Source organism: Chryseobacterium viscerum, assembly GCF_025949665.1.
GTDB lineage: Bacteria > Bacteroidota > Bacteroidia > Flavobacteriales > Weeksellaceae > Chryseobacterium > Chryseobacterium viscerum_A.
The window spans coordinates 60,208-82,447 of record NZ_JAPDFT010000003.1 but is presented as its reverse complement, the minus strand read 5'-3'; the positions used below and the strand labels follow the sequence as shown (position 1 = coordinate 82,447).

Genomic DNA, 22,240 nt, shown 5'->3' with positions numbered 1-22,240 from the left:
GCAAAAATAAGGTTATTTTTTTATAATCTTTTTAGTGAATTCCTTTTCACCTGCTTTATATTGTAAAAAATAAACTCCGCTGGCCAAATGCTGAAGCGGTAGAATATATCCTGAATCTGTTTTACTCAAATGATAATGAACCATTCTTCCGGAAGCATCTGTAAGTGAAAGTACTTCAATTTTCTTTTTAGAAGTTATGTTAACTAGATGTTGGGCAGGATTAGGATAAATCTGAACTTGAGTTTCAATAGCAGCTTCTGCTGTATTTAATGTGTTTACGACAACCAGTTTGGTTTTGATGGTAGTGGCTCCGCAGGCATCAGTTGTCAGCTTTACATTATAATTTCCTCCTGTAGGGTAGGTATGTACCGGATTTTCCTGAGTGGAAGTCGTACCATCACCAAAATCCCATGAATAATTAGCCGCATTTTGTGTTGTATTCGTAAACTGCACGGTATTGGCTCCGGTAAGCTGATAGGTAAATCTGCTGTGAACATCATTACTCGTTACAAACCATTTGGCAGGCTGATTATAAACTTCTGTTTTAACGATATCCTTGATCAGCTGAGCCTGTGCCGGATTAAGATTCCCGTTAAAAGGGATCTGTGTAGGATCTTTCTTGAATAAAATAGTATAAAATGTATATGCAGCAGCCATAGATCCAATATAACTCGGATGTGATTCATCCTGATCATACAGCTCAATAGCCGGGTTTTGTTCCCTGATTGTTCTCCATACCTTACCTACTGGGGAAACAATACCTTCATTGGCAGCTGCCATTTCCATATAGCGGTTATAAATTTGAGTGTCCATTCCCTGATAGGTACATACAGTGGGAAGTCCCGGGCAATTCCCAGCATCGCCGTTTTTACGGCCCCAGGTCATATAGAAGATTACATTTCCACAGGGATTGGAGGTTTTAATCAGATTTGAGAGCTGGAGTGCATAAGGATATACCTGGTTTTGAACCTGAGAATCCGGAAATGAAGGAAGCTGGCTCTGCTCCTGTAATACAACATAATCCCAGTTTCCCTGATTGATAGTTGAAATCACATCCGGATTGTTGGCATGATCCTGAAGTGTAGACCCTCCCGGTGTATGGCTGTGATGCTCCAGTACATCGCCGTTAGAAGCAGCAATACTTTGGATGAGGTTAGGCAAATCATTAACGTACGTATAACTGTTCCCGATAAAGAACACCCTTTTGGTCGTCTGACTCAGGATAAAAGAAAAAGTAATTAAAAATAAAAAAAGTAGAGTTTTTTTCATAAATTTCAATTTAAAATGATCCTATAAATATAAATAATATTAAATAAATCCCATTTGTTTTATGAATTTGATTAATGAAAAGAATATATACTTAGAAAATAAAGAAACAAAAGGTTTTCTTGCTGATATTTTTTATCCGGATACTGAAAAAAAGCTTCCACTGGTAATATTTGTTCATGGATATAAAGGCTATAAAGATTGGGGAGCCTGGAATCTGATGGCTGAAAAGTTTGCTGAAGCAGGTTTTTTCTTCGTCAAGTTTAATTTTTCCCATAACGGAACAACGACGGAAGATCCACATAACTTTGGAGATCTGGAAGCCTTTGGGAACAATAATTATTCTAAAGAGCTTTCTGATCTTGGAGTGGTCATTGATCACTTTAGTAAAGATCCGCATGTGGATGATGAAAAAATCGTTCTGATAGGTCATAGCAGGGGAGGAGGAATTTCTATTATTAAAACATCCGAAGATGAAAGAATCAACGGGTTGATTACCTTGGCGAGTGTAGATACTTTAGATCGTTTTCCAAAAGGAGAAGCTTTTGAGAACTGGAAAAGTAATGGGGTGTATTATGCACTGAACGGACGTACCCAACAGGAAATGCCCCACTATTATCAGTTTTATGAAGATTATGAGCAGAATGTTCACCGTTTTGATGTAGAACGGGCAACGGAAATGGCAAAAACTCATATGCTGATTATTCATGGAACAGATGATGAAGCTGTAGAGGTAAAGCAGGCCGAACATCTCCATATTCTTCACCCAAATTCTGAACTGTTTCTGATTGAAAAGGGCAATCATACTTTTGGAGCAAAAGAACCATGGGCAGAAAAGGATTTACCAAAAGACCTGAATACTGTAACCGAAAAATGTATTGATTTTATCAAAGAAAAATTGAAATAAAACCTTTAAAACTGCGTTATTATAAATTAACCACCATATCAGTATAATTATGAAAAGAATTATTGCAGGCGCATTCGCGCTCTCATTATGTGTTGTTTCGTGTAAAAAAGAAGCAAAAACAGAATCTTCAGCAAACACAGATACTTTGGCTACAGTAATGCCTAAAGACTCTGTAATTACAAAAAATGATTCTGTAGCATCACCACCTCCTTCTGCACCGGCTCCGGATAATATTATCACTAAAAATGTGGGTAAATATCCACATGATATCAAATTGTTTGAAGATAAAAGTATCACAGAAAGATTAAAGAAGCTTGCAGGAGCCCAATATGATGAAATGGTAAAGAATTTCAACGTAGAAAGTCCTGTCACAACAGAAAACGGAATTTACAAACTGTCAGGATGCAAGCAGCATGACTGCCCGGGATATGCAACACATATTTATTACGATGCCAAGAATGATAATCTGAATGTTTCTATTGATAAAAACGGAAAGGTAACAGACTTTGCTGAAAAAGGGAAAATAGCGGTTTCTGAAACATTGAAAGCGAAGTAAAGATAAAAGATATAAGAAGGGAAGCGGGAAGATCGAAGCGGGAAGTTATGAACGGCATTCGATATCTATTGAAATCAAAATAAATAGTTTGTTAAACTAGCCAAAGGTTACTTTAAGGCTCTATAAACTTCGAGCCTTCTGCCTCTAGCTTCCAGCTTACAATAAAAAAGCGGCCTGAAATTTCAGGCCGCTTTTTTATTGTATAGTGAGTAAAACCCATGCTTCTTCAACTTTACTTTCAAGAAGCAGTTTCTGGGCATCCATGTGAATATTGTCATCCGCATGGAAGTCACCTGCAGGTAATACTTCTGTATTGGCAAGCATTCCAAGGTCATTCCCTGTAAATACTTTACTGTACTTAATAGCATCAGGCAATAGATCAAAGCCGATTCCTTTTGTTACCAAAGGTTTGGGTACCTCAAAAAGGCTGTTTTCATTGCTTCTGGAATACCAGTTACTGCCTAATCGGGCTACCATATCCAGTTTTTTCTGATCCAGATTTCCGGCTTCATTCAGATATTCTTCTCTGATATGAATTTTTTGTACTTCACAGATCACAAGATTTCCGGCACCACCCTGATCTCCCAATGATTTTACCTCTAAAACTTTGCATTCAAAGTTGACAGGACATTCTTCAATCAGTTTTGGCTGTACAAGATCCGCCTCTTTCATGGTAAGTCCGGATTTGATAAACTCGTTGACTCCGGTTTCATATTCTGTAGAAGCTAAAGAGATCTGCTGTACAATTGGAAAATTCACAGTTCCAATAACTACTTCCGGAACTTCAAGAACATTTTCCAGCGTATGTTTGGTTGTATTATCACGGACTCTTCTCGATGGTGAAAAAATCAAAATCGGAGGAACCGTACTGAACATATTAAAAAAACTAAACGGAGATAAATTAATTGTACCATCTTTATCTACTGTAGACGCTAAAGCAATCGGACGCGGTGAAACAGCCGTCTGCATGATCGTCTGAAGTTGTACGGAGGTTATCTCGGAGGGGATTACTGTTTTCATATTTTATTTAACCACAAAAGGCACAAAAGTTTTAAGCTAAAACATCTTTAATTTTTAAAGTTCAAAAAAGCATATCATAATATTGGTTTACGAAGGTTTCCTGTCCTTCATGATATAAATTTTTCACATTAAAATTTACCAAAATGCCTTTTGGTTTCTTCATTAAGTTAATATAATTTAGAAGTTGAGCTCTATGAATCTCTGTTAATTTTGACACTGATTTTAATTCTACCACAATTAAGTTTTCAATTAAAAAGTCACAAAAGAAATCACAATTAATTTCTTTTCCTTTATAATATACTGGAACTTTTAGCTCAGACTTAAAATTAATATTTCTCAATCTAAGTTCTTCTTCCAGGCATTTATGATAGACACTTTCCAATAAACCAGGCCCCAGAACTTTGTGAACTTCTATACAAGCACCATTTATCTTATATGTTAGATCTGTTAAATAGGACTGTGTAATCATAAATCCTTTTGTGACTTTTGTGGTAAAAAATTAAAGTGTTGGAATAATTTTACCGGAAACTTCCCCGAAACCTACTCTTACACCATCTTTTTCAGCCCATGCCTTCATGGTCACCGTATCATTATCTTCAATGAATTTTCTTTCTTCACCGTTGCTTAATGATAAAGGATTTTGTCCTCTCCATGTCAATTCAAGCATAGAACCGAAAGATTTTGGATCGCTTCCGGAAATGGTTCCGCTGGCATATAAATCTCCCACTTCCACATTACATCCGTTTACCGTGTGGTGCGCAAGCTGCTGAGTCATATTCCAGTACATGTGTTTATAGTTGCTTTCGGAAATCAGGTTCTGGTCTCCGTTTTCAGGCTGGATATAGACTTCAAGGTTGATATCGTAGTTTTGATCACCTTCAAATTTTAAATAATCTAAGACTTCCGGATCCTGCACTGGAGATGCTGTTCTGAATGGCTCTAAAGCTTCAAGTGTAACAACCCATGGAGAAATAGAAGAACCAAAGTTTTTCGCAAGGAATGGCCCTAGCGGAACATACTCCCAGGATTGGATATCTCTTGCAGACCAGTCATTGAAAACTACCATTCCGAAGATGGCATCTTCTGCATCTTTTGTAGAAATACTTTCTCCCATCTCCGTATTTTTATTGATAATGAAGGCCATTTCCAATTCAAAATCCAGTTGTTTACATGGCCCGAAAACAGGCTTGTCTGCTTCTGCAGGTTTCATCTGACCTTTCGGGCGGTTGATTTCTGTTCCGGATACAACAATTGAAGATGCTCTTCCGTGGTAACCTACCGGTAAATGTTTCCAGTTGGGTAATAAAGCATTTGCAGGATCACGGAACATTTTTCCTACGTTGGTAGCATGTTCGATACTGCTGTAGAAATCTGTGTAGTTCGGGATGTGAACAGGCATCATCATTTTTACTTTATCCAGGTCGTAGAAGGCTTCTTCGATGGTTTTCTGATCTTTTGATAATGTTGATCCTTCCTGTAATAATGTCTGAATTTTAGTACGAACAGCATTGGTAACAGGTTTACCCAGCTCGATAAATTCGTTGATGGTATAAGCTTCAAAAACATTGTCGTCCAATCCTTCAATATCTTCAAAATAACCAAGATCGTATAAGGTAGCAAGATCCACTACCTGATCACCGATTCTTGTGCAGCATCCGATATATTCTTTGTTAAAAACTGCGACTCCGAAAGGAATATTGTGTATAGAAAAATCCGAGTTTGAGGAATAGTCTACAAATGATTTCATAAGTTTAGATTTTAGTTAGATTAAAATATTGCTGAGTGTTTCCTCAGAATATTTATTTTGCCTTTTTTGAGTAAGATGCTTCATCTATCCATCTGTCTCTGGTATTGACATCAATAAGATAGAGAATATTATCCTGCTGGGTCAACAATAACGTTTTCGTAACAGGCATTGGGATTTTTTTATTTTCAAGCATATCTGCTCTTAAAGAAATAATATTTTTTTTCCTGACGATATCACCGGTGAAAACATTAGAGCTGCTTTCTCCTGTAGCTTTATCATCGAAAACTTCTACGTAAGTGGCGTTGTTCCCTTTGATAATAATAAAGTCCCGTTCCGTATGATCAGCTTCATCTTTGATGAAAATAAATTTTTTGTTGTCAATATTTACATTTTCAAGATGCTGATTAATGCCTTTTCTTTGTTCAAGTCGGTTAAGGATTTCATTCAATGAACCATATTGAGCTTTAAGCCCCAGAGTTCCTAAAAGGGAAATCCCAATTAAAAGTTTTCTCATATACTGTGTTTTATAAAAAAGTTTTGCCAGAATATTGTATTCTGACAAAACCTATATTTTTAATGTAAAATTAAAGATTACCTCTTCTTTCCTGCTCTCTTTCTAATGCTTCGAATAAAGCCTTGAAATTTCCGGCACCAAAACTTTGAGCACCGTGTCTTTCAATAATTTCGAAGAATAGAGTAGGACGGTCTTCTACAGGCTTGGTAAAGATCTGTAATAAGTATCCTTCTTCATCATGATCAATAAGTATACCTAAATCCTGAAGTTTTTTAAGATCTTCATCAATATGACCTACTCTTTCAGGAACCATGTCGTAATAAGCTTCTGGTGGAGCAGAAAGAAACTCTACACCACGTTTTTTCAATTCAGTTACGGTATGGATGATGTCTTTCGTAGCAACAGCAATGTGCTGTACGCCTTCTCCTTCATAGAAATCAAGATATTCTTCTACCTGAGATTTCTTTTTACCTTCAGCAGGTTCGTTGATAGGGAATTTTGCAAATCCGTTTCCGTTAGACATTACTTTAGACATCAATGCGGAATATTCTGTATTGATCTGCTTGTCATCAAAAGAAAGGATGTTTACAAATCCCATTACTTTTTCATACCATTCTACAGTCGGGATCATTCTGTTCCAGTCAACATTTCCTACGCAGTGGTCTACATATAATAAACCTGCTTCTTCAGGCTTATAGTTGCTTTCCCACTTTTCATATCCAGGCATGAAAGCTCCTTTGTAATTTTTTCTTTCTACAAACATGTGAACGGTTTCTCCATAAGTGTAGATACCGGACATTCTTACCTCACCATGCTCATCAGTTAAAGTTACAGGCTCTAAATATGGCTTACCGCCTCTTTTAGTTGTTTCTTCGAAAGCTGCATAAGCGTCATCTACCCAAAGTGCCAAAATTTTTACTCCGTCACCATGTTTTTTTACGTGTTCGCTGATAAGAGAGTCAGATTTAAGTCCGGTAGTCAATACCAATCTGATTTTTCCTTGTTGAAGCACATAAGATGCACGGTCTCTTACTCCTGTTTCAGGACCCGCATAAGCTACAGACTGAAAACCGAAAGCGGTTTTGTAATAATGGGCAGCCTGTTTTGCATTTCCTACATAAAACTCAATGTAATCTGTACCATTAATTGGTAAGAAATTTTCTGCTTGAGCTATTTTCTCGGCAAATGTAAGTGTTGACATATTTTCTCTTTTACTTTTATTTTATTGGTATGCAAATTACAAAAAACTTAGACATTGCGAAAATATTCCCTTGGATTCATTGAATATATTTAACATAAAGTTGAAGAAGAGTTTACTTAAGTATATTTAAGTTTCTTACGTTTGAAATCGGCTACTTACATTTGTAATACAAAAGACAAGTGAAAAAAATATTTCGAAACATGAAAGCCGTAGAGATTCTCTGCGGCTTTCTTTTTATATTGTTTCGATCTTTCTGTTTAACATTCCGGCATCTGGATTATAATTATCCCATATCTTCCAGGTATTATTTATTTTTCTGATAAAATAAATCTGAGTACTCAGCTGATTGACAAAATGTTCCTCTCCGGTTTCTCCTACTTTGAACAGAAGATTCCAGAATTCCTGAGATTCCAGTATTTTCTTGTCAGGTTCATCTGTAACGATATGAATATCAAAAACTTCATAATTGGATCGGTTGTTTTTAGTAACCAGATGAAAATCTTTGTCGCACAGCTCTTTGCTGAATTGTGATGCTCTTTCCAGGAAAGGAGAATCATCAAATACAAGATCTTTTAAAAGTTCAGTATTGTGAGTGGGAAACAGTTTATAAAACTCAAAAGCTGTTGCACAGTAATCGTAAACCATCTGCGTAAGATATGATTGATTATCAATATCTTTATCATCTTGTTTTTTATATCTTACAGCAAGTATATAGTCGTTAAGATCTTTGTATCCTAAGAAAATACAGATTTTATCAAGTGTTTTCAGAAACCTGAGATCACTATGGGTTTTATCCTGATAATCATTTTCAAAAAAACGCTGCAGGGTAACATGTGAAATGGTATTTCCAATTTCAAATTTTTTTCCTCCCTTCAGTTCCTCAGCTCCAGAAAGTTCATCTTTAATAATTTCGGAAAGAATAATATAATGGCTTCTCTTCCATTCACTCACATTCCCCAAAACAGAATTCCTTACTTTGGAATGTTTTACCACTTCTTCTCGTATCGAATTATATATAGTTTTCAATTTCCATGTTTTTGAATGAGTTTTATCAAATATACTGCCAAAATATTAATGTATTTTTATCATTTTATAGTGATGATTTCAAAATTTGTTTTAAGGTTTCAAGTAAAAACACAGTTTTGAAATTTTTATGATTTGATTATCAGTGTTTAAACCTTTCAAAAGCAGCTCTTTCCAACATTTCCCTATCGTCCGGATGGGCAATGCTAATGAGTTCCTGTGCTCTCTGACGAAGGTTTTTCCCATACAAATAAGCAGTTCCATATTCAGTAACTACATAGTGAATATGGCCTCTTGTAGTGACTACGCCCGCACCTTGTTTAAGAAAAGGAACAATTCTGGAAATCCCTTTTTTCGTTCTTGCAGTAATGGCTATGATAGGTTTTCCGTCATCACTTAATGCAGCACCACGCATAAAATCCATCTGTCCCCCAATTCCGCTGTATTGCATTGTTCCGATAGAATCTGCACATACCTGTCCCGTCAGATCTATTTCAATGGCAGAATTGATGGCTACCATTTTTTTGTTTCTCATGATGTTGATCGGGAAGTTTACTTCACTTACATCTCTGAAAGCAAATACGGTATTGTCATCCACATAATCATAGAGTTTTCTGGTTCCGAAACAGAAACTTGTAATGGTTTTATTATCATTATACCCTTTGTATTTATTGTTGATTACATCATCCTGAATCAGGTCAATAACACCATCGCTCAGCATTTCTGTATGAATTCCCAGATCTTTATGGTTGGTAAGGCATTTTAAAACAGCATCAGGAATAGTTCCGATACCCATCTGAAGGGTAGATCTGTCTTCAATAAGCTCAGCCACATTTTTTCCTACAAGCATTTCTTCAGGACCTACTTTTGACCCATAATCTACGGTAGGAAGCTCTTCTTCGTGCCAGACCAGTTTATGGATTCTGCTGATGTGGATCATTCCGTCTCCATGGGTTCTTGGCATTCTGGGATTGACGATGGCAACGATGATTTTCGCCGTGTCTACAGCTGCTCTTGCAATATCTACAGAAGTTCCCAAAGTACAAAAACCATGTCTGTCTGGCGGAGAAACGGTGACAATAGCTACATCTAAAGGAAGGATGTTCTTTCTGAATAAAATAGGAATCTCACTTAAGAAAACGGGAACAAAGTCTCCGCGGTCAGAATTCACAGCATCACGAACAGGAGTGGAAACAAATAAAGAGTTGATGAAAAAGCTGTCTTTGTATTCCGGTTTTGCAATTTCCACATTGCCCTGCTGGGTGATGGAAACCATTTCTACATTTTGCAATCGGGCAGACTGTCTTGCTAGTTCGTCAATCAGATAATTCGGGGTACATGCACTGCCATGGAAAAATACTCGGTTTCCACTTTTTATCGTATATATTGCTTCTTCTGCACTGATGTAGTTATTCATATTTTGTCTTTTTTGAAGGGTGTTAAGAGTATTTTTATTGCATAAAATGCTTCTATTCTTTCAAAGATAATCTTTATAATTTTATATCCATATAAATATTTTGAGGATATTGTAAAGACTTTTATCATATAAATAAGCTAGAGACAGTTTAAAAGATAAAGGACCAAATACATTCGCATTCAGTCCTTTTATATCATTTATTATTTTATCGAAAATCTTAATTGGAGGTTTCAACAGCTGTTTTCTGTTTCATGCTTCCTGTTTCGGAGAATCTTAGGTGCCAGCTGAATGCTTCATGCAGTAAATGAGGGGTATGACCTCCTTTTTCGCAAGCTCTGTCAAAGTATGATTGTAATTCTTCCTTATAATCCGGATGAACACAATTATCAATTATTTTTTGTGCTCTTTCTCTTGGTGCCAATCCTCTTAAGTCAGCCAATCCGACATCGGTTACCAGAATGTCTACATCATGTTCTGTATGATCGGTATGAGAAACCATTGGAAGAACATGGGAAATATTGTTGCCTTTTGAAGCTGCCTGAGTAACGAAAATACTTAAATAAGCATTTCTTGCGAAGTCTCCGGAACCTCCGATTCCGTTCATGATTTTTGTTCCTCCGATATGAGTTGAGTTTACATTTCCATAGATATCGAACTCAATAGCTGTGTTGATGGCTATTACACCCAATCTTCTGATCAGTCCCGGAGTATTGGAAATATTCTGAGGTCGTAAAACGAACTTTTCTTTATATTTTGAGAGGTTTCCTAAGACTCTTTCATAGCATTCCTGAGAAACAGTAATGGAGGATGCAGATGCAAAGCTTAGCTTACCGGAATCTATCAGGTCAAATGTACTGTCCTGGAGCACTTCGGAAAACATCGTCAGGTCATAAAAATTACTGTCTTTGAATCCTGTAAGAACAGCATTGGCTACTTTACCAATACCTGCCTGAAGAGGAAGTAATCTGTCAGTAAGTCGTCCCAAAAGAACTTCATTTTCAAAGAATGCAAGAAGGTGTTTGGCGATAGCCGTTGTTTTCTCGTCCGGTTCTGCAATATCTGCCGGGCTGTCTTTACGGTTGGTGAAAACAATAGCCTCAATTTTTTCAGGATCTACCGGAATGCTTTTTCTTCCGATTTTATTCCATGGAGCTACAATAGGAATCACATTTCTATAAGGATAGTCTTCAGCCTGGTATATGTCATGAATTCCGTATACTTCTTCAGGAACTTCCGTATTGATTTCAATAATCACTTTTTTAGCCAAAGCTGCAAATGTCACTGAATTACCTACAGAAGTTGTAGGAACAATACTCCCGTCTCTTTCAATATAGGCAGCTTCGATAATAGCTACATCAATGCTCTGAAGATTTTTAGTGTGAAGAAGTTCGGCACTTTCACTTAAATGCTGGTCGATGAAGAGAATTTCACCATTGTTGATTTTGTTTCTTAAGATAGGATCTACCTGAAATGGCATTCTTTTCTTTAGAACATTGGCCTCTGCAAGCTTTCCGTCTGTACCGTGCCCCAGTGAAGCTCCTGTCATCAAAGTGACTTTCAGGTCTTCTGTTTTTCCTCTTTCTGCAAGTGCAGGTAAAATGGCTTTGCTGTCACCTGCTTTTGTAAAGCCGCTGGACCCGATGGTCATACCGTCTTTAATGATTTTTACAGCGTTTTCCGCTGTGGTTACCTTTTGGTGTAAACTTTCTAATCTGATTCTTTCTAACATGTAATATTGATTTTGTTTTAAACCACCATTACTTAGGATGCGTCATGAAAAATAATGATGGTTAAATATGTTAACCATACCTTACAAATTTACGAAAAAAGACGCTTTAAATAAAGGATTTAAAGCGTCTTTTGTATGTATTCAGTAATACTTTTCTGATAATTTTACTGTTTTATTCCAGCCATGAAGTTTTATAAGAAGGATCTTCTACTTTTAAAGCTTCTTCGGTGATTTTTAAAGGACGGAAAGGGTCTACCATTACAGCATATTCTTCCGTGAATTTTTTTCCGATACTTCTTTCCATAGCGCCTGGGTGAGGTCCGTGTACAATTCCTCCAGGGTGAAGGGTAAAGTCCATCAGATCAATATGATTACGGCTCATGAAATCACCTTCTGTATAGAACAATACCTCATCAGAATCAATGTTGGAGTGATTGTAAGGTGCAGGAATTGCCTGTGGATGATAATCATACATTCTTGCACAGAATGAACAAACAACGAAGTTGTGTCCTTCAAAATTCTGGTGAACCGGCGGTGGTTGGTGAATTCTTCCGGTAATGGGTTCAAAGTTTTTAATATTGAATTTATAAGGATAAAAATATCCGTCCCAGCCTACTACATCAAACGGGTGAGTAGCGTAGATGAAATCTGTAATCTGGTTTTCTTTTTTTACTTTAATAAGGAATTCTCCTTTCTCGTCCACAGGTTCTTTATAAGTAGGAGCAATCATATCTCTCTCACAGAATGGAGAATGTTCCAAAAGCTGTCCGAATTCATTTCTGTATCTCTTCGGAGTATAAATAGGAGAGTGGCTTTCCAACACAAAAAATACAGTATCATCAGACTTCAACTCTACCTGATAGATGGTTCCTCTCGGGATAATTAGATAATCTCCGGTAATGAATTCAAGATCTCCTACAAAAGTTTTTAATATTCCGGTTCCGTTATGAACGTATAAAAGCTCATCACATTCCGCATTTTTGTAGAAGTAATCCATTGATTTTCTCGGCTTAGCCAATCCCATTTTCAAATCATTGTTCATCAAAAGGATTTTTCGGCTGTCCATGAAATCGTCTTCAGGAGTCACATTCATCCCCTTAAACATTCTTGGAGCGATGTTTTTTTCCACAGCTATTTTTGGCGTGACATCTTTTGGCTCACCGATAGATTTAATCTGTGTAGGGCGGTGGATATGATATAACAGGGAAGAAATACCATGGAAGCCTTCTGTACCGAAGAGCTGTTCATAGTAAAATTTATCTTCCGGAGACTTAAAGATCGTATGTCTTTTTGGTGGGATATTTCCCGCTAGATGATATCTCATTTTACTTTCTTATGTAGTTTCTCAAATTTAATCATTTTTCATGAATTGGCTCAATCTATATTTTTTGGATTAAGTTTTGTATTTGAAAAATAATTGTTAGATTTGTCTAACAATTATAATTTCATGAAGCGAATATTATTTTCTATTACTTTTTTATCAACCTATTGTTTTGCGCAGGAGACAGACAGTTTGAGTTTACAGCATACTAAGAGTCAGGATTCTGCAAAAGTTATGAAGAGGGAAATCAAGACGAGTAACATCGAAGATGTAGTAGTTACCGGTACCATAAAACCGATGAGCAGGTCAAAAAGTCCTGTAGCAGTTGAAATCTACAGTCAGAAATTCTTTCAGAAAAATCCGACTCCCAGCATTTTTGAAGCCATTGCTATGGTGAATGGAGTAAAACCTCAGCTGAATTGTTCTGTGTGTAATACAGGAGATATCCATATCAATGGTCTGGAAGGTCCTTATACCATGATTTTGATTGACGGAATGCCCATTGTGAGTTCACTTTCCACAGTATATGGCTTGAGTGGAATCCCAAACAGTCTGGTAGACCGGATAGAGGTGGTAAAAGGCCCTGCATCATCTATTTATGGTTCTGAAGCAATGGGAGGAGTGATAAATATTATTACTAAAAATGCTTTGACCGCTCCTAGGCTAAGTGTAGATATGATGACGAGTACCTGGAGTGAGAATAATCTGGATCTTTCCACCAAGTTCAATGTAGGAAAGAATGCCGCTTCATTATTAAGTTTAAATTATTTTAGTTTTCAGGAAAGAATAGATCAGAATAAAGATAATTTCACCGATGCTACTTTACAGAGCAGGATTTCAGTTTTTAACAAATGGAATTTTCAGAGAAAAGAAAACAGGCAGGCGAGTTTTGCGATGAGATATCTGTATGAAGACCGTTTTGGAGGAGAAATGCAGTGGAACAAATCTTACCGAGGCAGTGATCAGGTATATGGAGAAAGTATTTATACCAATAGAGCAGAGGTTTTCGGATTGTATGAATGGCCTTTGAAGGAACATATCGTGACTCAGTTTTCCTACAATTATCATGACCAGAACTCATTTTACGGATCCAATCCGTTCAATGCCACACAAAAAGTAGCTTTTGTACAGACGTATTGGGACAGAAGCTTCGGAAAGCATGATATCACTGCCGGACTTACTTTTAAAAGGACTTTTTACGATGACAATACACCCGGAACATTAGCCTCAGACGGGATCACCAATGCGCCAATGAAATCTCCGATCTGGGGTGCCTTTATTCAGGATCAGTGGGAAATCAATGATAAAAATACTTTGTTGCTTGGATACCGATATGACTATGATAAAGTACATCATTCTGTACATTCACCGAGGTTAGCCTGGAAGTTTTCACCCAATCCGTATCATACGCTGCGTTTCAATTTTGGAACGGGCTTCAGAGTGGTGAATTTATTTACTGAAGATCATGCTGCATTGACAGGTTCGAGGGAAGTGGTGGTAAAGTCTGATCTTAAACCGGAAAGATCAGTGAATGGAAATCTGAATTATATCTGGAAAATCCCGGTAGGAAACCGTCTTGTGAATCTTGATGCTTCTGCATTCTATACTTATTTCAGCAATAAAATCGTAGGGGATTTTGATTCTGATCCTAATAAAATTATTTATGATAATCTTCACGGATACGGAATTTCAAGAGGAGCTTCCTTGAATGTGGATTTTAGTTTTCAGTTTCCTTTGAGTGTCAATCTTGGAGTGACTTATCTGGATGTCTATCAGAAATTTGATAATGAAAATCAAAAAACACAACAGCTGCATGCCCCGAAGTGGAGTGGTACTTATAACCTGACTTATAAATTCGAGAATAACCTGACCATCGATTTTACAGGACAGTTCTACGGACCAATGCGACTTCCTGTTTTAGTGAACGACTACCGCCCTGAATATTCACCCTTTTATTCTCTGGCTAATATTCAGGTGTCCAAGAGTTTCAAATCTGGATTTGAAGTGTACTGCGGAATGAAAAACTTATTCAATTTCAGACCTAAAGATCCTTTAATGAGACCATTTGATCCCTTTGATAAACATGTTGATGATCCTATCAATAATCCTAATCATTATACTTTTGATACAGCATACGGTTATGCACCGATGCAGGGAATCAGAGGTTTCCTGGGAGTAAAATATACTTTAAAATGAAAAAAATAACTTTATTTTTAATGTTAGTGCCCTGTTTTTATCTGTCTCAGATGAAGACAGGCACTTTTTCTGATCTTGAAGTTCAGCAGAAAGAAAATCCAAAACCGGTTGTTATTCACCTTTATACAGATTGGTGTGTGGTCTGTAAGATTGAGTCTTTCCGTATGAGTAAAGATAAAGAGCTGGTTGATATGATCAATGATCATTTCTATTTTGTCAATTTCGAGGCGGAAAAAACGAAGGAGAAAATTCATTTCCAGAATCAGGAGTTTGAATATCTGCAGAACGGAAATTCCGGAATTCATGAATTGGCGCTGGCTTTGTCAAAGAATAAAAATCAGCCTGTTTATCCTTTGTGGGTGTTCCTGGATAAGCATCAGAATCTGGTGTATTATCAGGAAGGGCAGATGACCCCTGAAAAAATGAAGCAGAAGCTTTTAGAGATTTCTGCTTTGTAAGGTGTGAGATTTAAATTTAGACAATTATATACAATTTCACATTAATCCTGCTATCTTATTATTATGACGCTGTCATTCTGAATGTAACGCAGTGAAATGAAGAATCTAAGCTTTACATGAGATTCTTCCTTCGTCAGAATGACAATGGTGTAAAATCCTATGTAGCCGTGTAAATTTAAATGTTTGCATCGATCAACACTGCCAGCTGAATACAAGGTTCATCAGAACGATTGCTCCATGCATGATTAGTTCCTCTTTGAATGACAATATCTCCTGGTTTCAGAAGCGTTTCCCCTTCTTCCATAACGAGGTAAAGCTCACCGGAAAGGATAATGATATAATCCAGTGTGGGCGTTTGGTGCATCATCGGATGAGGTTCATTCTTTTTCCATTCTATTCCTAAGTCTTTATCAGGAGGAACGACTACATATCGAAAATAAGTTCCATTTTTAGGAGTTTGTGGAAATCCGGTATTAGGAATTTTGATTTCAAAGTTTAAATTGGCTGGCATTGTCTGAGTGTTCCACACATCTGAAATTATTAATCCCGGGAAATGTTCCACAGCATTTTCTACCTGTTGGTCTTCTGTAATAACAGATTTTCCGTCTTTCGTTCCTGTTACGATTCGTCTTGGTATTGTGTTCATAGATTAATGTTTCATGATAAGTTTATGACCTTGGGCCTGATTGTTCTTTAAAATAGAATGCGCCTGCAGAACGGTATCCAAAGAAAGAGTTCCTACTATTTTATGTTGAGGAGGAAGGATCTTTTCATTTTCGATAAGTTTCTTTATTTCAAGCAAACTGTTTTTGTAATATTCATACTTTTTAACCATTCCATAAGTATAATTGGAGATATTCATAATCAGAGTTCCTTTATTGAACAGAGCTTCATGGGCATCTTTAGTGACCAAAGCTGTCACATCCACATATGTTCCGTTAATTTTTAAAACTTCTGCTGTCACTTCCGATATGTAATTTCCAACCAGATCAATTCCATATTCGAAAAGCTGATTGTTATTGGCTTTTACAATATTCTCAATCAGATTTTCTTCTTTATAATTGATGATCTGATGATCTTTTAAACCCAGCTTGAGAAGAATTTGTTTGTTTTCTTCACTCCCAACAGTTGTTGTGATCTTCCGGATATTATGAGCTAATAAAAGTTTAATCAGAAATGAACCCACGCCTCCTGTTGCTCCTGTTACCAAAACTGTATTTTCTGGATTTAGTTTTAGACGATTAAAGATCTGTAAAGAAGTAAGGCCTGCTGAAGGAATAGCAGCGGCCTGTTCAAAAGAGATGTTATGAGGTTTAAAAGAAACAATAGCTTCAGGGACAGCAATATATTCGGCATAGGTACCGTTGCTTCCCATGGAACCGCTGCCACAATAGACTTCATCACCAATATTAAATTCTGTAACTTCTGAACCTTTATCCACTACAATTCCTGACAATTCTCTTCCTAAGATCGGGGAACTGATCAGTTTTCGTTCAAGCTCATTTTCCAGCATCTGGTAATCTATGGGATTGAAACCGCTTGCTTTAATCTGGATTAAAACTTCATTGCTTTTGGGCTGAGGCTGTTCTGCAAATCCGTCTTCCAGCTTTCCGTTTTTATTTAAAATAACTGCTTTCATACTTTAAAATTTGATACACAAATGTAAAGCGGTAATAGTTTATATTTGCTACTAGTTAACTAATGGTTACTAGTAACCTTCATGAAACTATTATGGCAAAAATCATAGAAAATGGCATCGAAAGAGAAGCCAGCTGTACGGAAGAACTGTTCGCAATGCGGGACAGCCTGGATGTATTGGGAGGAAAATGGAAACTGATGATTTTACGGTATCTGACGAACAGACCGGATCAGATGATTCATTTTAAAAAGTTAGAACGAAGTATAGAAGGAATTTCCGCTAAAATGCTGAGTAAGGAATTAAAAGAGCTGGAAACCAATCTCCTGGTCACAAGAACGATTCAGGATACAAAACCTATTACTGTAACTTATGCCGTGACGGAATATGGAAAATCAGTATTTCCTGTGACGGAAACTTTGGTGAATTGGGGAATAATCCATCGGGAAAAAATCAAAGAATCAATGGGATAGTTATGAGATATTGGAAAACGCAAAGACGCAAGAATTTTCCTTTAAATATGCCTTAAGGCGCAAGGATTTTATCTTTGATAAAATTTAATTCTGTTGAATTTAACTGAAATAAACTTGGTGAAAATCTTTAATTTTATTGCGCCTTAAAGCAGTATGTTATTAAATTTCTTTGCGCTTTTGCGATTACTAATCAATATTGCTTCATAGAGAAAAGATCAAATAATCTATGTTGATGAAAAAATCCTCAGACTCTTGTAGAGTTGAGGATTTTTTAATAATACCAAATTGTTTATTAATTTTTATCTAACCATGACTGTACCAGTTCAGTGTGATCTTCCACCCATTCTTTGGCAGTAGCTTCTTTGTTTTTACTCTGTTCCATTTTCATTAAAAGATCAGACATGTTTTCATCATCAAAATGGACTTTGGAAAAGAATTTTGCCAGCTCCGGATGATCTTTACCAAAGCTTTTTCTGGAATAGGTTTTAATCTGTTCTGCTTCGCCAAATATCTTTTTAGGATCATCCAGAAACTTAAGTTTCATTTTTCCAAACATCCAGTGTGGCTGCCATCCGGTAACTACAATCCATTCTTTTCGTTGTATGGCATTCTGTAATTCGGTGATCATGGCAATGGTAGAGGAGTTGATCTGCTGATAATCCAGCTTATAATCAATAATAGCTTTATCTGTTCCGGTGGTTAATCCGGCTCCTTTTTCAATTCCAATGATTCTGTGATTGAATTGATCTTTATGCTGATTGAGTTCTTCAATGGATTTAACCGGAACATATTCCGGAACAACCAATCCTATACGTCCGTTGTCATAATTGGTTCCAAGATGAACTAATCCTGGGAATTTAGCCAGTTTTTTAGCATGGGTGTAAGGAAGCCAGACTCCCATGAAAAGATCTGTATCTTCATTATTCATCGAAGCCAGAATCATATCCGTAGATGCTTTTTGAATAATGACATGATAACCCTGTTTGTCCAGAATGGCTTTTGCAACATGCGTCATCGCAACATCCTCCGCCCAGCCGTCTACCATTCCTATGGTGATGTATTTTGAATTTTTTATGTTTCCACACGAACTTAATGCTATAAATATCAACATTAAAACGGGGAAAAACAGATATTTTAATTGTTTCATCTTATTGCTTTTTCTTTACAAATCCCTGAGTAATACGGTCCAGGATAATGGCTAAAATCACTACGGATAAACCACTTTCAAATCCTAATCCGATATCCAGATTATTAATTCCTTCCAGTACTTTTTCTCCCAAACCACCTGCGGCAATCATTCCTGCAATAACAACCATAGATAAGGATAACAGTATGGTTTGATTGATCCCGGTTAAAATCGTTTTCATCGCTAAAGGAAGTTCTACTTTAAACAAAATCTGACGGTTAGTGGCACCGAAAGCCCTTGCCGCTTCTACAATGTCTTTCGGAACGGCTTCAATTCCCAATGTTGTTAATCGAACCGCAGGCGGCATCGCAAAAATAATCGTTGCAAAAGCTCCGGGTACCTTACCAATACTGAAAAACAGTACGGCAGGAATCAGGTAAACAAATGCGGGCATGGTCTGCATCAAATCCAGTAAGGGACGAATGATTTTTTCTGCTATCTTGCTTTTAGCAGCCAAAATTCCCAGAGGAATAGAAAAAATAAGGGCCGTAATGGTGGATACAAAAATAAGCGCCAGAGTTTCCATCGTTTCTTTCCATAGTCCCATTAGAAATATTAAACTCAGCCCGGCTGCAGTGACTACAGCAATGCCTTTTCCGGCTTTCCATAATGCTAGCAGTGTAAAAAAGAGAATGATAACATAAAAGGGTGTGTTTGTAAGAATCCATTCAATCCCCATGATAGAGGAATTTCCTACATGTTTTATGACATCAAATACAGGTTTTCCATTTTCTGTGAGCCAATTGATTGCAGTTTCTACATATTGACCTATATCTATAGTTTTATTCATCTTATTGGTTGTTTGCGATTTCTTTTAATTCTATGATCTCTTCTTCGTTAAACTTGGTAGCTTCTATGACAAGTGATAGCTGGGTAATAAGACCTAGAAACTTACTGTCTTCATCAATCACAGCGATGGCTGATTTACTTCCGGAAATTAATGGTAACATTTCCTCAACCGTAACTTCCGGATAAACTGAAGGGACATTACTGTTGATAATGGATTCCACTGTAGGTTCTTTCTTTTTGGCGATGCGCACAACATCATTAAGGGTGACAAATCCCAGAAATTTATTCTGAAAATCTACTACAGGTAAGTTTTCCAGACCTGTAGCTCTCATTTTTCTTAAAGCTCCTTCAGGACCGTCTTTTCTGAAACGTACTACCGTGGCTTTATCAAACATCAAGGATCTGGCAGTGATAATTGTTTTACGGTCTACTTTCTCTACGAATGCTTTCACATAGTCGCTGGCAGGATTGGTTAAAATATCTTCGGCTGTTCCTATCTGTTCTATGACACCATCTTTCATAATGACGATGCGGTCTCCGATTTTAATGGCTTCGTCCAAATCGTGGGTAATGAAGACAATGGTTTTTTGAAGGGTATTCTGTAGTTCAAGCATTTGATCCTGCATTTCAGATTTTATCAAAGGATCCAGTGCGGAGAAGGCTTCATCCATAAGTAAAACTTCAGGATCATTTGCCAAAGCTCTTGCCAATCCTACTCTTTGCTGCATCCCTCCTGAAAGTTGGGAAGGGTACTGATTTTCAAAGCCATTCAATCCTACAATATCCAGGGCTTTCTGTGCTTTTTCATCACGGGAAGCTTTGCTTTCTCCTCTGATTTCCAGTCCGAAACCTGCATTATCTAAAATAGTATGATGGGGCAGCAATCCGAATTTCTGAAATACCATACTCATTTCCGTTCTTCTTACTTCCAGAAGTTCCTTATTGTTTTTGCTTGTAATATCATCATCATTGATGTATACTTTTCCGGAAGTGGGTTCATTCAGTCTGTTAAGACAGCGCAGCAGTGTAGATTTTCCACTTCCTGACAATCCCATGATGACAAAGAATTCACCTTCATAGATTTCAAAGCTTGCTTTGTTGATTCCTATGGTACATCCTGTTTTTTCAAGAATTTCTTTTTTGGAAAAGCCTTTGTCTAAAAGTTCCTGTGCTTTTTCTTTGTTTTTGCCAAAAATAATAGTCAGGTCTTCAACTTTAAGTTTTACTTTTCTACTGTTTTCATTTTTTTCCATATTCAGAATTTTTGAATTAATAAATGATATAAAAAATTGTACACCAATTCATTATATACGTTTAATCTTTGTTGTTCTGCTGATGACGATAGTGCAAAATAATTTGCAGAGCTTATAGTGATAAAAGCTTTTAACAAAAAATAAGAGCATACAGACCATTGGGCCTTATGTTTATTTTTAAATATTTCAATTAGATTATACTCTAGAAAAAGAGTGTAGTATGTAAAAAGAGATTAATCTTCTACATAAATTCTACAATTAAATTACGGATGAGGTAATTACAGATATGTGTACTGAACAACTTGAATTTCTACATTTCATCAGAATGCAGATCAGCATAAAAAACCTGTATATCAATTTTTTATGACGATGCAAATTTACGAATTTTATATTAAATGGTTTTTTTGGTACGTAAGAAGCTGGTTTTAAGTCTGGTTATGGAATGTGATAGACAGAGCAATTTTTCCCTTACCACTAAAGATAAGAGCATATTGACATGGTAAATATTCTGAAGGAGATTTTTACAAATATGAGCGATAAGAATTACTTCAGTAAAACGGAAATAATTGCCAATATTGCTGGCAGTGCCTGTACGAAGAATATTTTTTTTGTGGCAGAAACTGCTCCATAGATTCCTGCTACAGCTACACATCCTAAAAAGAATAATGCCACATTGGTCTGCCATTGCGGATCTTTAATCAAAAACGACCAAATCAGTCCGGCAGCCAGAAAACCATTGTAAAGTCCCTGATTGGCAGCGAGTCCTTTGGTAGGTTTAAACATTTCAGCAGGCAAAGCTGCTTTAAAAACTTCTTTTCCTTTGGTTTCCCATGCAAACATTTCCATCCAAAGAATATAAAGGTGTTCCAGTGCAACAATGGCAATCAGAATTTTAGCAACAATTTCCATGATTCAATATTTTTCTCATTGTAAAACTAAAAAAATAAAGTTAAGTTTGATTACTAAATATTACAATGGAAACTTTCAAGGCACATTTAGATAAGTTCATTACAGTTAACGATGAGGAATTTTCCTCTATCATATCTTTTTTTCAGGTTTTAAAAGTGAAGAAGAAAGAAAATCTGATGGTTGAAGGTAATATCTGTAAATTTAAATATTTCGTATTGGAAGGGTGCCTGAGAAAATTTTTTGTGAACGAAAAAGGAGTAGAGCAAACCACAGAATTTGCTATTGAAACCTGGTGGATGTCTGATACTTTTGCTTTTGAAAAACAGATGAAATCAGATTTTAATATTCAGGCTGTAGAAAATTCCAAAATTTTGGCCATTGATTTTCAGTCTCAGGAGCTTTTGCTGGAAAAACATCCCGTTATGGAACGTTACTTCAGAATGGTGTATCAAACGGCTTATGCTGCTGCCGAAAAAAGGATCCGTTATATTTATGAGATGACGAAAGAAGAATATTATGTGCATTTCAGTACGTTGTATCCTTGGTTTATACAGAGAATTCCGCAATACTTAATTGCTTCCTTTTTAGGTTTTACTCCGGAATATTTAAGCGAAATCAGGGCAAAATTACGATCTTAAA

Annotated in this window: 22 protein-coding genes; 6 read left to right on the top strand and 16 right to left on the bottom strand. The window is 36.6% G+C overall.

Annotated features, from left to right (window positions below; all coding sequences use genetic code 11):
* Positions 1-12: 12 nt before the first annotated feature.
* Positions 13-1,269 (bottom strand): PKD domain-containing protein, encoded by a 1,257-nt coding sequence (locus OL225_RS17190; RefSeq protein ID WP_264519048.1) that lies wholly within the window; start codon positions 1,267-1,269, stop codon positions 13-15.
* 61 nt (positions 1,270-1,330) lie between these two features.
* Here OL225_RS17190 and OL225_RS17185 point away from each other — a divergent pair, with 61 nt between their 5' ends.
* Together OL225_RS17185 and OL225_RS17180 are read left to right on the top strand one after the other, a co-directional pair.
* Entirely contained in the window at positions 1,331-2,173 is an 843-nt protein-coding gene (locus OL225_RS17185) for an alpha/beta hydrolase family protein (RefSeq protein ID WP_264519047.1), read from the top strand.
* A 49-nt stretch (positions 2,174-2,222) separates the two neighbouring features.
* Positions 2,223-2,729, top strand: coding sequence for a hypothetical protein (locus OL225_RS17180; RefSeq protein WP_264519046.1), 507 nt, complete (start codon positions 2,223-2,225; stop codon positions 2,727-2,729).
* A gap of 195 nt (positions 2,730-2,924) precedes the next feature.
* Here the strand turns inward: OL225_RS17180 and OL225_RS17175 are convergent, their stop codons facing one another.
* The 9 genes from OL225_RS17175 to OL225_RS17135 all read right to left on the bottom strand — a co-directional run bounded on the left by OL225_RS17175 (position 2,925) and on the right by OL225_RS17135 (position 12,704).
* Complete coding sequence (locus OL225_RS17175) at positions 2,925-3,749, bottom strand: flavin reductase family protein (protein WP_047373698.1); 825 nt, start codon at positions 3,747-3,749, stop codon at positions 2,925-2,927.
* A gap of 61 nt (positions 3,750-3,810) precedes the next feature.
* Positions 3,811-4,218, bottom strand: coding sequence for a GxxExxY protein (locus tag OL225_RS17170; protein ID WP_264519045.1), 408 nt, complete (start codon positions 4,216-4,218; stop codon positions 3,811-3,813).
* 30 nt (positions 4,219-4,248) lie between these two features.
* Positions 4,249-5,496, bottom strand: a complete 1,248-nt coding sequence (fahA, locus tag OL225_RS17165) for a fumarylacetoacetase (protein ID WP_264519044.1) — start codon at positions 5,494-5,496, stop codon at positions 4,249-4,251.
* A gap of 52 nt (positions 5,497-5,548) precedes the next feature.
* Positions 5,549-6,010 (bottom strand): hypothetical protein, encoded by a 462-nt coding sequence (locus OL225_RS17160; protein WP_047373821.1) that lies wholly within the window; start codon positions 6,008-6,010, stop codon positions 5,549-5,551.
* 70 nt (positions 6,011-6,080) lie between these two features.
* Positions 6,081-7,211, bottom strand: a complete 1,131-nt coding sequence (hppD, locus tag OL225_RS17155; protein ID WP_047373700.1) for a 4-hydroxyphenylpyruvate dioxygenase — start codon at positions 7,209-7,211, stop codon at positions 6,081-6,083.
* A gap of 234 nt (positions 7,212-7,445) precedes the next feature.
* The gene (locus OL225_RS17150; protein WP_264519043.1) at positions 7,446-8,237 is read right to left on the bottom strand and encodes a hypothetical protein; all 792 of its coding nucleotides are present in this window, start codon (positions 8,235-8,237) and stop codon (positions 7,446-7,448) included.
* 139 nt (positions 8,238-8,376) lie between these two features.
* Entirely contained in the window at positions 8,377-9,651 is a 1,275-nt protein-coding gene (locus OL225_RS17145; protein WP_047373702.1) for an acetyl-CoA hydrolase/transferase family protein, read from the bottom strand.
* 217 nt (positions 9,652-9,868) lie between these two features.
* Positions 9,869-11,380, bottom strand: a complete 1,512-nt coding sequence (locus tag OL225_RS17140; RefSeq protein ID WP_047373703.1) for a succinate CoA transferase — start codon at positions 11,378-11,380, stop codon at positions 9,869-9,871.
* 172 nt (positions 11,381-11,552) lie between these two features.
* Positions 11,553-12,704: a homogentisate 1,2-dioxygenase gene (locus OL225_RS17135; protein ID WP_264519042.1), complete on the bottom strand. Its 1,152-nt coding sequence runs from the start codon at positions 12,702-12,704 to the stop codon at positions 11,553-11,555.
* A 123-nt stretch (positions 12,705-12,827) separates the two neighbouring features.
* Here OL225_RS17135 and OL225_RS17130 point away from each other — a divergent pair, with 123 nt between their 5' ends.
* Both OL225_RS17130 and OL225_RS17125 read left to right on the top strand, forming a co-directional pair.
* Positions 12,828-14,897 carry a TonB-dependent receptor plug domain-containing protein gene (locus OL225_RS17130; protein WP_264519041.1) on the top strand — a complete coding sequence of 690 codons (2,070 nt, stop codon included), beginning with the start codon at positions 12,828-12,830 and terminating at the stop codon, positions 14,895-14,897.
* Positions 14,894-15,355: a thioredoxin family protein gene (locus OL225_RS17125; protein WP_264519040.1), complete on the top strand. Its 462-nt coding sequence runs from the start codon at positions 14,894-14,896 to the stop codon at positions 15,353-15,355. The genes OL225_RS17130 and OL225_RS17125 overlap by 4 nt, the downstream gene beginning before the upstream one ends.
* 175 nt (positions 15,356-15,530) lie before the next feature.
* Here the strand turns inward: OL225_RS17125 and OL225_RS17120 are convergent, their stop codons facing one another.
* Positions 15,531-16,001 (bottom strand): cupin domain-containing protein, encoded by a 471-nt coding sequence (locus tag OL225_RS17120; RefSeq protein ID WP_264519039.1) that lies wholly within the window; start codon positions 15,999-16,001, stop codon positions 15,531-15,533.
* Between the two features lie 3 nt (positions 16,002-16,004).
* On the bottom strand, positions 16,005-16,994 hold the full coding sequence (locus OL225_RS17115) for an NADP-dependent oxidoreductase (protein WP_264519038.1): 990 nt from the start codon (positions 16,992-16,994) through the stop codon (positions 16,005-16,007).
* Between the two features lie 92 nt (positions 16,995-17,086).
* Between OL225_RS17115 and OL225_RS17110 the strand changes: the two genes are divergently transcribed.
* Positions 17,087-17,464 (top strand): winged helix-turn-helix transcriptional regulator, encoded by a 378-nt coding sequence (locus OL225_RS17110; protein ID WP_264519037.1) that lies wholly within the window; start codon positions 17,087-17,089, stop codon positions 17,462-17,464.
* Positions 17,465-17,756: 292 nt separating this feature from the next.
* Here OL225_RS17110 and OL225_RS17105 read toward each other — a convergent pair whose 3' ends face one another.
* From OL225_RS17105 to OL225_RS17090, 4 genes are all read right to left on the bottom strand, one after another.
* Entirely contained in the window at positions 17,757-18,611 is an 855-nt protein-coding gene (locus OL225_RS17105; protein WP_264519036.1) for a glycine betaine ABC transporter substrate-binding protein, read from the bottom strand.
* 1 nt (position 18,612) lies between these two features.
* Positions 18,613-19,440: an ABC transporter permease gene (locus OL225_RS17100; protein ID WP_047373711.1), complete on the bottom strand. Its 828-nt coding sequence runs from the start codon at positions 19,438-19,440 to the stop codon at positions 18,613-18,615.
* A gap of 1 nt (position 19,441) precedes the next feature.
* Positions 19,442-20,692, bottom strand: a complete 1,251-nt coding sequence (locus OL225_RS17095) for a quaternary amine ABC transporter ATP-binding protein (protein ID WP_264519035.1) — start codon at positions 20,690-20,692, stop codon at positions 19,442-19,444.
* Between the two features lie 543 nt (positions 20,693-21,235).
* Entirely contained in the window at positions 21,236-21,601 is a 366-nt protein-coding gene (locus OL225_RS17090; RefSeq protein ID WP_264519034.1) for a DUF1304 domain-containing protein, read from the bottom strand.
* Positions 21,602-21,666: 65 nt separating this feature from the next.
* Between OL225_RS17090 and OL225_RS17085 the strand changes: the two genes are divergently transcribed.
* Positions 21,667-22,239, top strand: coding sequence for a Crp/Fnr family transcriptional regulator (locus tag OL225_RS17085; protein WP_264519033.1), 573 nt, complete (start codon positions 21,667-21,669; stop codon positions 22,237-22,239).
* Position 22,240 lies beyond the last annotated feature (1 nt).

Coding starts and splice junctions, on each gene's coding strand:
- OL225_RS17190 (WP_264519048.1), bottom strand. CDS start 1,269: ATGAAAAAAACTCTACTTTTTTTATTTTTAATTACTTTTTCTTTTATC.
- OL225_RS17185 (WP_264519047.1), top strand. CDS start 1,331: ATGAATTTGATTAATGAAAAGAATATATACTTAGAAAATAAAGAAACA.
- OL225_RS17180 (WP_264519046.1), top strand. CDS start 2,223: ATGAAAAGAATTATTGCAGGCGCATTCGCGCTCTCATTATGTGTTGTT.
- OL225_RS17175 (WP_047373698.1), bottom strand. CDS start 3,749: ATGAAAACAGTAATCCCCTCCGAGATAACCTCCGTACAACTTCAGACG.
- OL225_RS17170 (WP_264519045.1), bottom strand. CDS start 4,218: ATGATTACACAGTCCTATTTAACAGATCTAACATATAAGATAAATGGT.
- fahA (WP_264519044.1), bottom strand. CDS start 5,496: ATGAAATCATTTGTAGACTATTCCTCAAACTCGGATTTTTCTATACAC.
- OL225_RS17160 (WP_047373821.1), bottom strand. CDS start 6,010: ATGAGAAAACTTTTAATTGGGATTTCCCTTTTAGGAACTCTGGGGCTT.
- hppD (WP_047373700.1), bottom strand. CDS start 7,211: ATGTCAACACTTACATTTGCCGAGAAAATAGCTCAAGCAGAAAATTTC.
- OL225_RS17145 (WP_047373702.1), bottom strand. CDS start 9,651: ATGAATAACTACATCAGTGCAGAAGAAGCAATATATACGATAAAAAGT.
- OL225_RS17140 (WP_047373703.1), bottom strand. CDS start 11,380: ATGTTAGAAAGAATCAGATTAGAAAGTTTACACCAAAAGGTAACCACA.
- OL225_RS17135 (WP_264519042.1), bottom strand. CDS start 12,704: ATGAGATATCATCTAGCGGGAAATATCCCACCAAAAAGACATACGATC.
- OL225_RS17130 (WP_264519041.1), top strand. CDS start 12,828: ATGAAGCGAATATTATTTTCTATTACTTTTTTATCAACCTATTGTTTT.
- OL225_RS17125 (WP_264519040.1), top strand. CDS start 14,894: ATGAAAAAAATAACTTTATTTTTAATGTTAGTGCCCTGTTTTTATCTG.
- OL225_RS17120 (WP_264519039.1), bottom strand. CDS start 16,001: ATGAACACAATACCAAGACGAATCGTAACAGGAACGAAAGACGGAAAA.
- OL225_RS17115 (WP_264519038.1), bottom strand. CDS start 16,994: ATGAAAGCAGTTATTTTAAATAAAAACGGAAAGCTGGAAGACGGATTT.
- OL225_RS17110 (WP_264519037.1), top strand. CDS start 17,087: ATGGCAAAAATCATAGAAAATGGCATCGAAAGAGAAGCCAGCTGTACG.
- OL225_RS17105 (WP_264519036.1), bottom strand. CDS start 18,611: ATGAAACAATTAAAATATCTGTTTTTCCCCGTTTTAATGTTGATATTT.
- OL225_RS17100 (WP_047373711.1), bottom strand. CDS start 19,440: ATGAATAAAACTATAGATATAGGTCAATATGTAGAAACTGCAATCAAT.
- OL225_RS17095 (WP_264519035.1), bottom strand. CDS start 20,692: ATGGAAAAAAATGAAAACAGTAGAAAAGTAAAACTTAAAGTTGAAGAC.
- OL225_RS17090 (WP_264519034.1), bottom strand. CDS start 21,601: ATGGAAATTGTTGCTAAAATTCTGATTGCCATTGTTGCACTGGAACAC.
- OL225_RS17085 (WP_264519033.1), top strand. CDS start 21,667: ATGGAAACTTTCAAGGCACATTTAGATAAGTTCATTACAGTTAACGAT.